This is a genomic window from Nostoc linckia z4 (genome assembly GCF_002608075.1).
In the GTDB taxonomy this organism is placed as follows: domain Bacteria; phylum Cyanobacteriota; class Cyanobacteriia; order Cyanobacteriales; family Nostocaceae; genus Nostoc; species Nostoc linckia.
On record NZ_LAHA01000025.1, the window covers coordinates 16,554 to 30,234 of the forward strand.

A 13,681-nucleotide genomic window follows, 5' to 3' on the forward strand; every position below is an offset into this window, starting at 1 on the left:
TTTTTGTTTCCTGTTAGTGCAGTAGCTTTGCACTAATCATTAAACTGGACGACAACCAGACAAAATATCGTGCATTTTGACTACTTGTCCAATGACTGCGATCGCTGGCGCACCAAATCCAGTTTCTTCCACTTGCTGGACAATTGTCTTTAATGTGCCAATTAATTCTTCTTGTTCTGGGCGCGTACCCCAGCGTACCAAAGCAATGGGCGTTTCTAAACTTAACCCAGCCTGAGTTAATTCTTCCACAATATAAGGTAAATTGTGAATTCCCATATAAATCACAACAGTTTCCGAACCGTGGGCGATCGCACTCCAATTTACTAAGGGTTTATATTTACCCGTCGCTTCATGTCCAGTTACAAATGTTACCGAAGAACTATATAGTCTATGGGTTAATGGGATACCTGCATAGGCAGCAGCCGCAATCCCCGAAGTAATACCGGGCACAACCTCCACTGAAATCCCAGCATTGACTAATTCTGCCATTTCTTCGCCACCACGACCAAAAATAAAGGGGTCGCCACCCTTTAGCCGCACTACTATGGCACAATCTTGAGCTTTATCAATTAGCAGTTGAGTGGTTTCTTCTTGCAACAGCGAATGTTTTCCCCTGCGCTTACCAGCGTTAATTTGCTCGGCTAGAGGATTAATCATTGCTAGAATTGCTGGACTTACCAAAGCATCATAGATAACTACATCTGCACATTCTAATAAACCTTTCGCCTTGAGAGTTATTAGTCCTGGATCTCCTGGCCCCGCACCTACTAAATAAACTTTTCCCAAATATTTGTTCCTCTCTTTGACTGTGGGGTTCATTTGTCTGTTAAATCCCAAATTAAATCGGCTAATTCTGCACTTGCTCCTAGAGGTTGTGCCAAGTGAAAAGTTACTGCCGAAAATTGTAATTTTAGCGTTTCTACTGAGGCGGCGATCGCATCGGTTATTCCACCTGCGAATAAAAAATATGGCAAAATTGCAATTTCCCGATAACCAGCAGCAACCAACTCTTTCACCCGTGATTCTAAACTACCAGCTACAGACCAGTAAGCAACCACCGCTCCCAAATTCGCCGCCATTGCTTCCACTGGTTTTTGAGAATCAGGGCGACGGCTACCATGAGATAAGAGAATCCATGCTTGTGCTTCTATCTTAGCAACTTGGTGCCAGAGCAATTTTTTCAAATCTGGGTGAGAACCCAAGTATGGTTGCAATTCAATCGTGATATCTTCACCAGTGGACTGTTGCGCTAAAGCTACTTCAGCAGGAATATCCGTCATCACATGCACTCCTGGCAGCAGAAAGAGCGGTACAATCTTGAGGCGATGGTGATTTGCAGAAACTTTATCAAAGCCAAAAGCAGTCTTAGCAAATTCTTGAATCTGTTGGTGTAGAGGCTTTTGAGTCATTTCCAAAGCAGCTATACCTACTAGATGTTCGCCACTTGTTTGATTGTGATTCTTTTCTAATTTCTGACACACCAGCCTTGCAAGTTCCTGCATAGCAATTTCTGGACGGCGATCGCGACTTCCGTGAGATACCAACAGATATGCAGATGACATAGGCAAGGTTAAACTTTCAGCGAGCAGTTTTCATATTTTACGTGAAGGACTGGGTGTTGTGATGATTGTTGGTAGTTGAGTGTTGACGGTTGACGGTTGACTGATGAATTATTTTCCTTGTCTCCCTTGTCTCCCTTGTCTCCCTTATCCCCAGTCCCCAAATTCTACCTCACCAGGAACTAGCGATCGCCATCACTAACATACATCTTCTCTATCTTGCCTATTGCTGTTCCGCAGTAAAAGTATAAAATTGATCGAAAGCTCCCACCGTTTCAAATTTGTAAGCAGGTACCCAAGAACTGACCTTTAAATCTGTGCGGTAGACACTAAAAAAAATGTAATTTTGCCGTTCTGTGGTTCTATTAATAATTTCCTGCATTTGCGGGTTAGCTCGATCCACTAACTTCTCGCAATTAAAACGAATTAAATTTTCTATGAAGTTCGTAGTTTTTTTACATACATCGGTTTTTAAGTAGCTTGCCAACCGTTGCACTGCATATTCTTCATAGGCAACTTGACTCGGATTAGTCTTCGCCATTGTCACTCCTAAGGCGGCTAGTCCTGCTGCTGCTCCAGTATACGCGATGATGGTTAACGGTTTCATGTTTCCTAAGTGAAAGTCATTATAAATGTTAAATTCCAGAGACTCTAAATGCAATTCATCCGTTCCAAAAATAAAAACTCTGGATCGTTTCCTGAGATAAGTGCTATAATCAGTAAATGAATGGCGAGCGTAGCCAAGTGGTTAAGGCAGTGGTTTGTGGTACCACCATTCGTGGGTTCGAGTCCCATCGTTCGCCCTTATCATTATTTATAGACTTAAAAGTTCAGCAAAACTGAACCAGGATATACATTAATGTAGTTTATAAGTAATTATATGTATATAAGCAAATTTACTTGCTTAAGTAGAATCAGGTAATGTGAAGTTTTTGGAAAACTCCCTTATCTATTAACGGCCTGACTCAACAAATCCAATTCATCATCGCAATCCATCGCCTGAAATTAATACTCTGTCAAACTTTACTAACTGACGGTTCGCGTCAAGAAAGATGATTTGCTTGTGCTAAATCCTTGGAGGAGCATTGAGATTCTGACTATCCAATAATTTTTGGCAAAAAATTAGGAATCATCCTTTAAGGAAAAAGACGGCTTTTATTTACTAAATAACCCAAAATTATACTGTAAACATAAAATTCCCGACTTCTATAAGAAATGGGGAATTTTAATTGTAAGAATTGTGTTTTGGAAAGGAATTTCAATTGTTAAAAAAGACCTAAAAGAATGATGAAAGTCAAACCACAAAAGGCAAGCAAAGAAATAATCATAATGTTGCCTACACTGTGGTCAGAAGATGTTAAGTTGTGTGTATTGTCTGCCATATAATCGACCTGATTGAAAAATCTTGATGATGAAATTATAACTAAACTGAATTAAGATGAGTGGAGCTAAAATCAAAAGTTGATTTTAATTCATCTAAGTTTAACTTCAGATTAAGGTTGAAGCGAAAAAAATAACTTTTGTTTCAGGTTTTTGAAGAATATAGTTATAGCAATGGCAGAATTCATAACTCACAGACAATTTATTACGAATTGGAAATTATAATAAGAGTTGGTTCGCCAATGATTGTATCAGTTATTTAACAACATCTGTCAAAAGAAAGAACAATAGTATTCCTTTGGTGAGAGCCAAAAATACTGAGTAATAGATACTTTAAGTAAAGTACAAGATGATTTCAGTGCTGCTGAAAAGTAGATACTCGTAGATACACAGGTAATATAGTTTATCTGTGTGATTTTGTATTTGTTTCTACGCAGTTAGACAAAAGTACTGAAAGTTAAATGCAAACATCGTCATCCACTGGAGTTACCATGTCTGAATTGCTGCAAGCAGTCTTAGATAGTGAAGAAAAAAATGATTTGCGTTCCTTTATTAGTGAATTACGCCAACAAGAAAAGAAGTACTTGCTGCGAAATGACATACTCAATGTATACGCTGAATATTGTTCCAAGTACCAGAAACCTGAGGCATTTTACACTACATCTGACTTAAGTAAACTCATTTACTACACTCAGGAAATTATTCAAGAGGACTCAAACTTCTGTTTCATTATTCGTTCTAAAATTGCCAGTCAAGAAGTCTATTGGTTAACGTCCGACTTGAGTGTTGAGCCGATGACGGTGCAGGATTTACTCGATTTACGCGATCGCCTGGTGAACAAATATCATCCCAGCGACGGCGACCTGCTAGAGTTGGATTTCGGCCCGTTTTATGATTACACCCCAGTTATCCGCGACCCGAAAAATATTGGTAAGGGGGTACAATTTCTCAACCGCTATCTCTCTAGCAAAATATTTCAAGACTCCAAACAATTGCTAGAAAGCTTGTTGAATTTCTTGCGTTTACACCAATACAACGGCGTACAATTGCTGGTAAACGATCGCATCCAATCCCAGCAGCAACTTTCCGACCAAGTTAAGAAAGCCATAAACTTTGTTAGCGATCGCCCCGATGATGAACCCTACGAAAAATTCCGTTTCCAGTTGCAAATAATGGGTTTTGAACCGGGTTGGGGTAATACCGCAGCCCGCGTGCGAGACACTCTAAATATTCTCGATGAATTAATTGATTCTCCCGATCCCCAGACCCTAGAAGCCTTCATTTCTCGCGTTCCAATGATTTTTAGAATCGTCCTGGTGTCAGCCCACGGATGGTTCGGACAAGAAGGCGTTTTGGGGCGTCCTGATACTGGCGGTCAAGTGGTTTACGTCCTTGACCAAGCAAAAAGTCTAGAAAAACAATTGCAAGAAGATGTTTTTCTAGCTGGCTTAGAAGGATTGAACGTCCAGCCAAAAGTGATTATTCTTAGCCGCTTGATTCCTAATAGTGATGGTACTCTTTGTAATCAACGGCTAGAAAAAGTTTATGGCACAGAAAATGCTTGGATTTTGCGAGTCCCTCTGCGGGAATTTAATCCAAATATGACTCAAAACTGGATTTCCCGGTTTGAGTTTTGGCCTTATCTGGAAACTTTCGCCATTGACTCTGAAAGAGAACTACGGGCAGAATTTCATGGTAGACCAGACTTAATAGTTGGTAACTATACTGATGGAAATTTAGTAGCATTTTTGTTGGCGCGACGGATGAAAGTCACGCAGTGTAATATTGCCCATGCTTTGGAAAAATCTAAATACTTGTTTAGTAACCTTTACTGGCAAGATTTAGAAGATAAATATCATTTTTCCTTGCAATTTACAGCCGACTTAATTGCCATGAACGCTGCCAATTTTGTGATTAGCAGCACCTACCAAGAAATTGTGGGAACTACTGATAGTGTGGGACAGTACGAATCTTATAAATGCTTCACCATGCCGGAGTTATACCATGTAACCAATGGCATTGAATTATTCAGTCCCAAATTTAATGTTGTACCGCCTGGAGTCAACGAAAATTACTATTTTCCCTACACTCGGACTCAAGATAGAGTAGAAAGCGATCGCCAGCGCCTTGCTGAAATGCTTTTTACCTTAGATGACCCAGGCCAAATTTTTGGCAAACTTGACGATCCTCACAAGCGTCCTCTGTTTTCAATGGCGCGTCTTGACCGCATCAAAAACCTCACAGGCTTAGCTGAATGCTTTGGTCAAAGTAAAGAATTACAAGAACATTGCAACTTAATTTTAGTGGCTGGTAAGTTGCGTGTAGAAGAATCCGAAGACAACGAAGAACGAGATGAAATTGTCAAACTTTACCGCATAATTGACGAATACAATCTCCACGGAAAAATTCGCTGGTTGGGTGTGCGCTTGTCCAAAACTGATTCTGGTGAAATTTACCGAGTGATTGCCGACCACCAAGGAATTTTTGTCCAACCAGCTTTATTTGAAGCTTTCGGTTTAACAATTTTAGAGGCGATGGTTTCAGGATTACCGACCTTCGCTACACAGTTTGGCGGGCCGCTAGAAATTATTCAAAACAAAGTTAATGGATTCTACATTAACCCGACAAATTTAGAGGAAACAGCAACAATAATTGTGGACTTTATCACTAAGTGCGAACAAAATTCACATTATTGGAATGAAATTTCCCAGCGAGCCATTGACCGAGTTTACAGTACCTATACTTGGAAAATTCACACCACCAAGCTGTTATCACTAGCACGGATTTATGGCTTTTGGAACTTTACTTCTAAGGAAAATCGAGAAGATTTGTTGCGCTATATAGAGGCTCTATTCTATTTAATTTACAAGCCAAGAGCGCAACAGTTATTGGAGCAGCATAAGTACCGATAATTTAGTTAGGAGTGAGGATTGAGGAGTGAAGAGTTAAAAACCTATGAAGAATGAAAATTTTATAACTCCTAACTCCCAACTCTCAACTCTTAACTAAATTGTTAGCGCGCGCCAAGTTCGCTGACCTACGACTCCATCCACTGCTAAGTTCCGCTGGTTTTGAAATGCTTTGACAGCAGTTTCCGTCAGCGCCCCAAAGATTCCATCAACTCTAACGGTATATCCGTTAGAGACCAAAAGCCGTTGTAAAGCTCTGACAGCCACACCAGAACTACCAAAATAAAGAGTTGGTAGAGGCTGTGTACTATATTTATCAAATTTTCCCCCAGACTTTGCAGGGTTTTTCCCTACCGATTGAGAATATTTCTGAGGCTGTACTAAACCACCAGAACCTGGGAACTGATTCTTATTGTCAATTTTTTGAACTGTATGTTCTTTTTCTAGCGCGATCCCTCTTAAAGAAGCCTGCAAATTTGCATCTGTTTGTATGAATTCAGGTGGTGTGACTTGAGCAGTTGTTTCTAATTGACTGCCTTTTGACTGGTTAATGTCATGTTCCATCTGAAATAATTGCTGTTCTGGCAAATTAGGCCCAGATGCTTGTCTTGCTGTTAAAACGCCCGTCATCATCAGGCCAATTTCAGTCATTGTCGTTCATTTTAGTTAAACCAATATTTCTTTTAACAAACAACAGTACAGCTGTCCGGGATACTGGATACTGTTGCAATAAAAAAATCAACTAGTGATTTTTTGACATACAGCAGATTTAAAGTAAAGTGAATTACACAAAGATGTGTCTAGTAGCCAACTAGAAAGCGTGTTTTAGTTTCCAATTTTGAATACCAAATTCTCAATTCTGCTATATGTAATATTTTTTCTACCTCCCATTTTGCCTAATTAGACTAATATCATTAGTCTTTGTGCTTTTTTTATCTTTGATTCAGCTATCAACTTGTAAGATATCTTGTCTAAATCAATGGTTTAGACAATAACATACTATGCGATCGTATGGGAATGCGATCGCACAAATTTGTCTAGTCATCTTTGGCTGACGCTTGGTATGCTGATGCAGCCTTATCATATTTATCCTGCAAGCAAAAATACTACTGGATTTTCAGAGTTAATTTTTTGAAGATTCATTGGTGTAGTATTTGGCAACAATGATAAGCTCTCGAACCCAATAATTTGTCTTCCTTTGGAGAGGATTATCTACTTTTTATCGTTCAATATTATCTTGATGGATACATGGTGCTTGTTGCAGTATTATTTAGTTTTAGCAACTTTACTTATGATTAGAGCTTTGCGTAAATTCATCATCAATTGAAGGTTAAAAATTCAACGCAAAGCCATGTAAAACCTTATCCAAGCAGACGTTTTCAGGAATTAAAGAAACATTGTACTGAGGATACTCATCTGTAAATATGGCAAAACATGTTACCTTTTTTCATCTTTCCACAAAGCAATACCGCCTAATAAACCAGTGATATTGGGGATCAGCTTTACATTTAAAGGTAACTGAAAATTCACTTTTACGGCTTCGCCACCGCCAATATATAGATAATCATAATTAAACAAATGTTGCAAAGATGCGATGGCTTTTTGTAAACGCTTATTCCATTTTTTATCACCAATTTTTTCTAACTCTGCCCGTCCTAGTTGTTCTTCAAAAGTCTTTCCTTTGCGAAATGGATGATGTCCCATTTCCATATTCGGCACCAGCTTTCCATCCACAAACAAAGCCGAACCAAACCCCGTACCCAAAGTAATCACCAATTCTACACCTTTACCTGCGATCGCCCCAAGCCCTTGCATATCTGCATCATTAATTACTCGTGCAGGCTTGTTTAAGCGTTTTAGTAATGCTGTTTCCAAATCAAACCCAATCCAATCTGGATGCAAATTTACCGCTGTTTCCGTAACTCCACAGCGCACCACACCGGGAAAACCCACAGAAACCCGATGAAACTCACCCTGCGCCGCCGCTAACACAGCAATCGCATTAATTACAACCTCAGGCGTAGCAGGTTGTGGCGTATCTAAACGTCCTCTTTCAGTTATTGGCTTTCCTGTAATATCCAAAACTATCGCCTTAACTCCACTACCACCAATATCAACTGACAATGTACGAATCGATCCATTTTCTTCAACCATTGAGTTACATCCCTGTCACAGCTTGTTATTTCGTTATTATGCTTTGGTACATCTGGTAATATCCGGATATTTGGAGAGTCTTCATTATTGATGGGGCATGGGTATGGAAAGAGGGAAAAGGTTAAAGGTTAAAGGGAAAAAAATTAAAAAAGTCGGAAGTCAAAAGCGCAGTTTTGTAACGGGGATTTAGACCCCGCACGCCTAACTTTTCGCCTTAAAAGGCGAGGTTTTAGACCCGATTGTTTTGATAAATTTAATCTTTCCCCTTTTCCCCTTACCCTTTTCCCTTTACCCTTTCCCCTTTCCCCTTTCCCCTTTCCCCTTTTCCCTTTCCCCATGCCCCATGCCCCATGCCCCATACCCTAAAATATAAACATTTCAGTAATATGCACAGCTTCATCCCTCCACAACGATTTTTCCCCTATCTGAGTTGGACTGATATCCAGGCAATGCCAAATAAGGAAAATGTGGTTATTATCCAACCAGTAGGGGCAATTGAACAACATGGCCCCCACTTGCCATTAATTGTAGATGCTGCTATTGGTGTGGGGGTACTGGGTAAAGCATTGGAAAAACTCGATCCTAGTATTCCGGCTTATGCTTTACCAACCCTCTATTACGGCAAATCTAACGAACACTGGCACTTTCCCGGCACAATTACCCTCAGCACGGCAACTCTAACGGCAATCATTATGGAAGTGGGAGAAAGTATCTACCGTGCTGGGTTTAGAAAATTAGTGTTAATGAACTCCCACGGCGGACAACCCCAAGTTATGCAAATGGCGGCGCGGGATTTGCACGTCCAGTATGATGATTTTATGGTATTTCCCCTGTTTACTTGGCGCGTGCCTAATATTACTAAAGAATTATTGACACCGAAAGAAGCAGCGCTGGGAATGCACGCTGGAGATGCCGAAACTAGTATTATGTTATCACTGTTGCCGGAACGAGTGCAGCTAGAAAAAGCCGTTGCAGAGTATCCACCAGAACCAACAGAAAGTACTTTACTGAGTTGGGAGGGCAAGTTACCTGTGGCTTGGGTAACGCGAGATATCAGTGAAAGTGGAGTGATTGGTGACGCTACAACCGCAACTAAAGAAAAAGGCGATCGCATTCTCGAATCTGTGGCTAACGGTTGGGTACAAGTTATTCAAGATATTTACGCTTTTCAACAACCAAAAGTTCAAGGTTTATAGATGCGGCACAGCATCCATAACATTAGTCTGTTGACTGTTGACTGTTGAGAGTCAACAGTCAACACCGATATTTTTCACAACTCAAATAGGATTGCTATAGTAGTACTAGCGTAGCTAGTTAAAATCTGTCAGATAGTTAAGTTGCTATTGAAAATTTTATCAGAAACAGAATTATGACGGCCTTTGAACCTCAAAGCATCCGCTCTTATAACCAAGAAGATGTACAACAAATTCTACAGCTAGCGATCGCTCGTCAAGCTGATGATAAAGACAAAGAATTTTCCTACGAACAAGTATTAGAAATTGCTGCTGAGTTAGAAATTTCACCTGAGTCTTTAAAATTAGCAGAACGCGATTGGTTATTGCAACAAAGCCAAAGCCAACAACGAAAAGCTTTTGACGCTTACCGCAAGAGAAGATTTCAAAAACGTCTAGGCAATTATGCAATATTCAATGGCTTTTTGATACTGATAGATTTTATCACTGGTGGCGGAATTTCTTGGTCGCTGTACATTTTACTATTCTGCGGATTGCCAGTAGGGCTTGATGTCTGGAATACCTTTCAAATTAAAGGCGAAGAATATGAAATTGCATTCCAGAAGTGGAACCGCAAGCATCAAATTAAGAAAACCATCAGTACAGTTTTGAATAAATGGTTTAAAGCATTCCAGACTTATTAGATATCGAAAAATTCGGTGATGAAACATTACTGGTAGTCTGACAACTCAACAATGCTTGGTGAGGTGTGGGTAAAGGGGAAGGGGAAAAGGGTAAGAAATTTAAAACCTTTCCCCTTTCCCCTTTCCCCTTTCCCCTTTAAAAAGCCAAATTCACTTGGTGAACTACTAGTCTATTAGTTCAATCTTTGTGCCAAGTTGAAGAACTCATGTGAGGTCATCGGTGTTTTGCCAAGTTTCAGCTATCTTCACGTAAAAAATCTATGAGTGAAAGTAGCGTAAACCTCTGCTGAAGGTATCAGCTAATTTAAAAAGCCCTGAAAAATTCAAGGCTTTGCTTTTATAGGGTTTATTAAATGCCAGCTAAAAATCTTTGCCGGCGGTTTTCTATACACATAATTATGGCTCAAGAGGTTGGTAAAAAATAGGGGATAACTACCCAATTTCTACCCAATTTTATCTGGGTATTCCCTTAATATTTTCTTTAGATTTCACCACGCCTCTATTGATACTAAGTTGCACTCAAAGATTGATATTGTTGACTGTTGACGGTTAACTGTGAACTGTCAACGGTCAACGCTTCAACCTGTTGTTTATTTTTTACTGTGGGTCGGAAATACCATAGTGTTGTGCCTGCATATTCCACAGCGTGGTATATTCGCCTCCATGCTGTAAAAGTTCCTGATGGGTACCATCTTCAATTAAACATCCAGCTTTGAGAACTAAGATGCGGTGAGCCATCCGCACTGAAGCTAATCTGTGGGTGATGAGAATAGTGGTTTTGCCCTCAGCTAACTCCATAAATCGCAGATAAAGATCGTATTCGCTGCGGGGATCGAGTGCGGCTGTAGGCTCATCTAAAAGTAGTAATTGGGCTTGTTGGCGGACAAAAGCACGAGCGAGAGCTAACTTTTGCCATTGACCTCCAGAAAGTTCAGTTCCGCCAAACTGCTTACCCAGTGGCGTATCTTCCTTTGCGGGGAAATGCTCGACTAATTTGGCGATATCAGCTTTTTCAACCGCGTACTTTAAAATATCTGGAGACTCCAAAGCCGCTAGGTTGCCTAAAGCGATATTTTCTCCCAAAGTCAGGGCATAATGTCCAAAATCCTGAAAAACTCCAGCAATTTGCTGCCGCCATTGTTCCAAATTGAAATTTTTCAGGTCTATACCATCCACTAGAATCCTTCCTATGGTTGGATCGTATAGTCTGGTCAATAGCTTAACTAGAGTAGTTTTACCTGCTCCATTTTCCCCTACGATCGCTACCGTTTGCCCAGAGTAAAGGGTAAAAGAAATATCCTTGAGAGCTAACCGACCATCTGGGTAGTAAAAGTCAACTTTCTCAAAAGTAATACCTGAGCGAATGGGAGTTGGTATTTTTTCTCCAGGTATGCTCAATGGCATGGGAATTGGGCTATGGAGAAAATTGAAAAATTTCTCCATGTAGAGAACATTCTCAAACAAATCCAGCCAATTACCAACAAATCCTTCTAGATTATTTTGGAAGTAAGTCAATGACTGTACAAAAAGAAGTACGCTTCCTGGGGTGAAATCTCCTTTAAAAGCCTTATTTACCACCCAGTAAAAGGCAAAACCATTTCCTAAAGTACTCAAAATAGCTAAATTAGATGACCAAAATGCTTGCTTGCCCCTCAGATAACGCATAGATTGATGTAAAGACTCGAATGCTTGCAGGTAACGCTCCATAAAAAACGAACCTAGCTTAAATAACCTGATTTCTTTAGCATAGGTGTCCGTGAGCATCACTGAAGTGTAATATTGCATTCTCCGAGCATGAGGACTGTTTTCAAATAAAGTTAGCCAAATAGCTCTACCATACTGGGAAGAAACCACTATTTGAGGTATAGTTGCTATCCCAATTACCAGTGGTATCCAAAAAGCTAGGGGTGCTAGTAGTCCAACAATAACAATCAAAGTTACCAAAGAGCGACCTAATTCAACCAAATTATTCAGCAAATTCAACGGCTTATAGTTAATTTGTTCTTGCAGAAGTTGTAGCTCATCATAAAATTGAGAATCTTCAAAACGGCTCAAGTCTGGAAAAGAATCAGCTTTATGCATTAATAATAAGCTGATATGAGCAGTTAACTTATCATTGAGATTTCCTTGAAGTGCGAATATCCAAGGATACAAAAGTGTTTGTAATAATAAAGCTGCCACCCATGCTGCTACTAAAGGTAACAACATAGCATTACCTAATTCTTTGCCGGATGTTAATGCTGTTGCTACAGTATCCACCACTAGTTTAGTAATCCAAACACTGATAGCAGGAAGAATCCCCTGTAACAAAGTGACAGCAACCAAGACAAGCATTTCTTTAGGTGCTGCTGTCCATAACAAAGGTAGAGAACGAAATAAAACTCTAGTGTACTCCTTAAACCCAACTCTGAAATCGCTCATGAATTCAACCTGATTTTTATTAAGATACTTCTTTAATTTTCAACAATTATTGTTGTTCAAGAATCTCCTGTTTATAATCGTAGTATGGTTATTTTTATTCAGGCGATCGCACTAATATCAAGTCTACAATCCAAACCTGATAATATATTGAGTTCCAGCTAATCTGATGAGATAATCTTCTGCGTATAATCGGAGTATTACTACTTGACTAAAGTCGTATTCATAAATGAATAGAGTCACATTTTTACTGGAGGTAATCTGATTATTGAAAAATCGACTTTAACTCTCAAATTATTTCATATTCAAGATTTTTTTAATTTAATGACACACTATGGTAGTTTTTTTTAGTGTTATCAAGACTTAATTTCATCTGGCTTAGTTCAGAATGAAATTGTTATCTATAGTACAATATACCTCTTGAGAAAGAATAAAAAGCTCTAGAAACAGATATTGTTATAAGAATTAAAGGCTCACAAAAAGACTATTAGTTAATACAGTTCACTTAAGATTCGCTCCTCCCGAACCCTCCTGAAAAAGGAGAGAACTAAGCCCCCCAACTCCCCGTTCATTGGGGTATTTTATGGAGCTACATGCTGTTAATTGAACAGTATTGCACTATTGGTTGGTGACGTTAATTACAGCAAAATTTTGAACAAAATTAAGCGTTGTTCAATGTTCTGGTCATTTATTCCAACTCACTTGTTGAAATACCTATGCAACGGTGAAAATTTTGTTGACTCAAAAAAATCATCAAAGTTTTTTCCGTAATGGAATGCAGATTTACAGACCAATCAAAGAATTGAAGTTCAAAGGATTAAGGAATCATGCTTGCACAAAAAACACTAACTCAACCAACACTAGAAATGCGTTTAATAGATAAAGCAGACAAACTAGAACAACTTCTGTTGTCTGATGAGGAAATAGCAGCTTTAGAAAAATTCGCAACCTCAGGAGTATTTGACTCTACGATTCAACAAAGATGGTTTGCTAGTTGTGGCGGATGTGGTGGATGTGGCGGATGTAGACCTTGTGGTGGATGTAGACCTTGTGGTGGATGCATACCATGTGGCGGATGTAGACCTTGTGCTGGATGTAGACCTTGTGGTGGATGTGGTGGATGTAGATTTCGCGATCAAAAAACACTATCTGGTGTCATAGAAGACACTGATGAAGTCGGATTTGGGTACTAAGGGACTTCCAAATAAAAAAATATTCTCTAGAAGGTTGTTGACTGTTGACTGTTAACTGTGAACCGTTAACAATCAATGACTTGCAGCGGAATAATTTGTTTTTTGGAGTTCCCTAATTCAGTTCATCACACCATTAAAAGGTGATGGAATTTTGTGTTGACTGTTGACGGTTAACAGTCATCAGTCAACAGT

The 13,681-nt window shown here is 39.5% G+C and carries 10 protein-coding genes and 1 tRNA gene; 5 read left to right on the plus strand and 6 right to left on the minus strand.

Annotation, left to right across the window (positions count from 1 at the left end):
- Nucleotides 1–39: 39 nt before the first annotated feature.
- From cobA to VF06_RS19965, 3 genes are all read right to left on the minus strand, one after another.
- Complete coding sequence (cobA, locus tag VF06_RS19955; protein WP_099065985.1) at nucleotides 40–819, minus strand: uroporphyrinogen-III C-methyltransferase; 780 nt, start codon at nucleotides 817–819, stop codon at nucleotides 40–42.
- Nucleotides 816–1,562: a sirohydrochlorin chelatase gene (locus tag VF06_RS19960; protein ID WP_099065986.1), complete on the minus strand. Its 747-nt coding sequence runs from the start codon at nucleotides 1,560–1,562 to the stop codon at nucleotides 816–818. Before VF06_RS19960 ends, cobA begins: the two co-directional genes overlap by 4 nt.
- A gap of 220 nt (nucleotides 1,563–1,782) precedes the next feature.
- Nucleotides 1,783–2,166, minus strand: a complete 384-nt coding sequence (locus tag VF06_RS19965; RefSeq protein WP_099065987.1) for a DUF4359 domain-containing protein — start codon at nucleotides 2,164–2,166, stop codon at nucleotides 1,783–1,785.
- Between the two features lie 123 nt (nucleotides 2,167–2,289).
- Between VF06_RS19965 and VF06_RS19970 the strand changes: the two genes are divergently transcribed.
- Both VF06_RS19970 and VF06_RS19980 read left to right on the plus strand, forming a co-directional pair.
- Nucleotides 2,290–2,362: transfer RNA gene (locus VF06_RS19970), tRNA-His, on the plus strand.
- A gap of 1,068 nt (nucleotides 2,363–3,430) precedes the next feature.
- Nucleotides 3,431–5,851, plus strand: a complete 2,421-nt coding sequence (locus tag VF06_RS19980) for a sucrose synthase (RefSeq protein ID WP_099065988.1) — start codon at nucleotides 3,431–3,433, stop codon at nucleotides 5,849–5,851.
- Nucleotides 5,852–5,944: 93 nt separating this feature from the next.
- On the opposite strand, the gene VF06_RS19985 is transcribed toward VF06_RS19980, so the two are convergent.
- The gene (locus VF06_RS19985; protein WP_099065989.1) at nucleotides 5,945–6,499 is read right to left on the minus strand and encodes a peptidoglycan-binding domain-containing protein; all 555 of its coding nucleotides are present in this window, start codon (nucleotides 6,497–6,499) and stop codon (nucleotides 5,945–5,947) included.
- Between the two features lie 786 nt (nucleotides 6,500–7,285).
- Complete coding sequence (locus VF06_RS19990; RefSeq protein WP_099065990.1) at nucleotides 7,286–8,002, minus strand: ROK family protein; 717 nt, start codon at nucleotides 8,000–8,002, stop codon at nucleotides 7,286–7,288.
- Nucleotides 8,003–8,388: 386 nt separating this feature from the next.
- On the opposite strand from VF06_RS19990, the gene VF06_RS20000 reads away from it, so the two are divergent.
- Both VF06_RS20000 and VF06_RS20005 read left to right on the plus strand, forming a co-directional pair.
- The gene (locus VF06_RS20000) at nucleotides 8,389–9,198 is read left to right on the plus strand and encodes a creatininase family protein (protein ID WP_099065992.1); all 810 of its coding nucleotides are present in this window, start codon (nucleotides 8,389–8,391) and stop codon (nucleotides 9,196–9,198) included.
- Between the two features lie 173 nt (nucleotides 9,199–9,371).
- Nucleotides 9,372–9,878: a 2TM domain-containing protein gene (locus tag VF06_RS20005; protein ID WP_099065993.1), complete on the plus strand. Its 507-nt coding sequence runs from the start codon at nucleotides 9,372–9,374 to the stop codon at nucleotides 9,876–9,878.
- 597 nt (nucleotides 9,879–10,475) lie between these two features.
- Here the strand turns inward: VF06_RS20005 and VF06_RS20010 are convergent.
- Nucleotides 10,476–12,299, minus strand: a complete 1,824-nt coding sequence (locus VF06_RS20010) for an ABC transporter ATP-binding protein (protein ID WP_099065994.1) — start codon at nucleotides 12,297–12,299, stop codon at nucleotides 10,476–10,478.
- 824 nt (nucleotides 12,300–13,123) lie between these two features.
- On the opposite strand from VF06_RS20010, the gene VF06_RS20015 reads away from it, so the two are divergent.
- A complete protein-coding gene (locus VF06_RS20015) occupies nucleotides 13,124–13,489 on the plus strand; it encodes a hypothetical protein (RefSeq protein WP_099065995.1) in 366 nt (121 codons plus the stop codon).
- Nucleotides 13,490–13,681 lie beyond the last annotated feature (192 nt).

Excerpts from the sequence above, each read along its gene's own strand:
- VF06_RS20005 (WP_099065993.1), top strand. The coding sequence starts at position 9,372 with ATGACGGCCTTTGAACCTCAAAGCATCCGCTCTTATAACCAAGAAGAT.
- cobA (WP_099065985.1), bottom strand. The coding sequence starts at position 819 with ATGAACCCCACAGTCAAAGAGAGGAACAAATATTTGGGAAAAGTTTAT.
- VF06_RS20000 (WP_099065992.1), top strand. The coding sequence starts at position 8,389 with ATGCACAGCTTCATCCCTCCACAACGATTTTTCCCCTATCTGAGTTGG.
- VF06_RS19985 (WP_099065989.1), bottom strand. The coding sequence starts at position 6,499 with ATGACTGAAATTGGCCTGATGATGACGGGCGTTTTAACAGCAAGACAA.
- VF06_RS19980 (WP_099065988.1), top strand. The coding sequence starts at position 3,431 with ATGTCTGAATTGCTGCAAGCAGTCTTAGATAGTGAAGAAAAAAATGAT.
- VF06_RS20015 (WP_099065995.1), top strand. The coding sequence starts at position 13,124 with ATGCTTGCACAAAAAACACTAACTCAACCAACACTAGAAATGCGTTTA.
- VF06_RS19965 (WP_099065987.1), bottom strand. The coding sequence starts at position 2,166 with ATGAAACCGTTAACCATCATCGCGTATACTGGAGCAGCAGCAGGACTA.
- VF06_RS20010 (WP_099065994.1), bottom strand. The coding sequence starts at position 12,299 with ATGAGCGATTTCAGAGTTGGGTTTAAGGAGTACACTAGAGTTTTATTT.
- VF06_RS19960 (WP_099065986.1), bottom strand. The coding sequence starts at position 1,562 with ATGTCATCTGCATATCTGTTGGTATCTCACGGAAGTCGCGATCGCCGT.
- VF06_RS19990 (WP_099065990.1), bottom strand. The coding sequence starts at position 8,002 with ATGGTTGAAGAAAATGGATCGATTCGTACATTGTCAGTTGATATTGGT.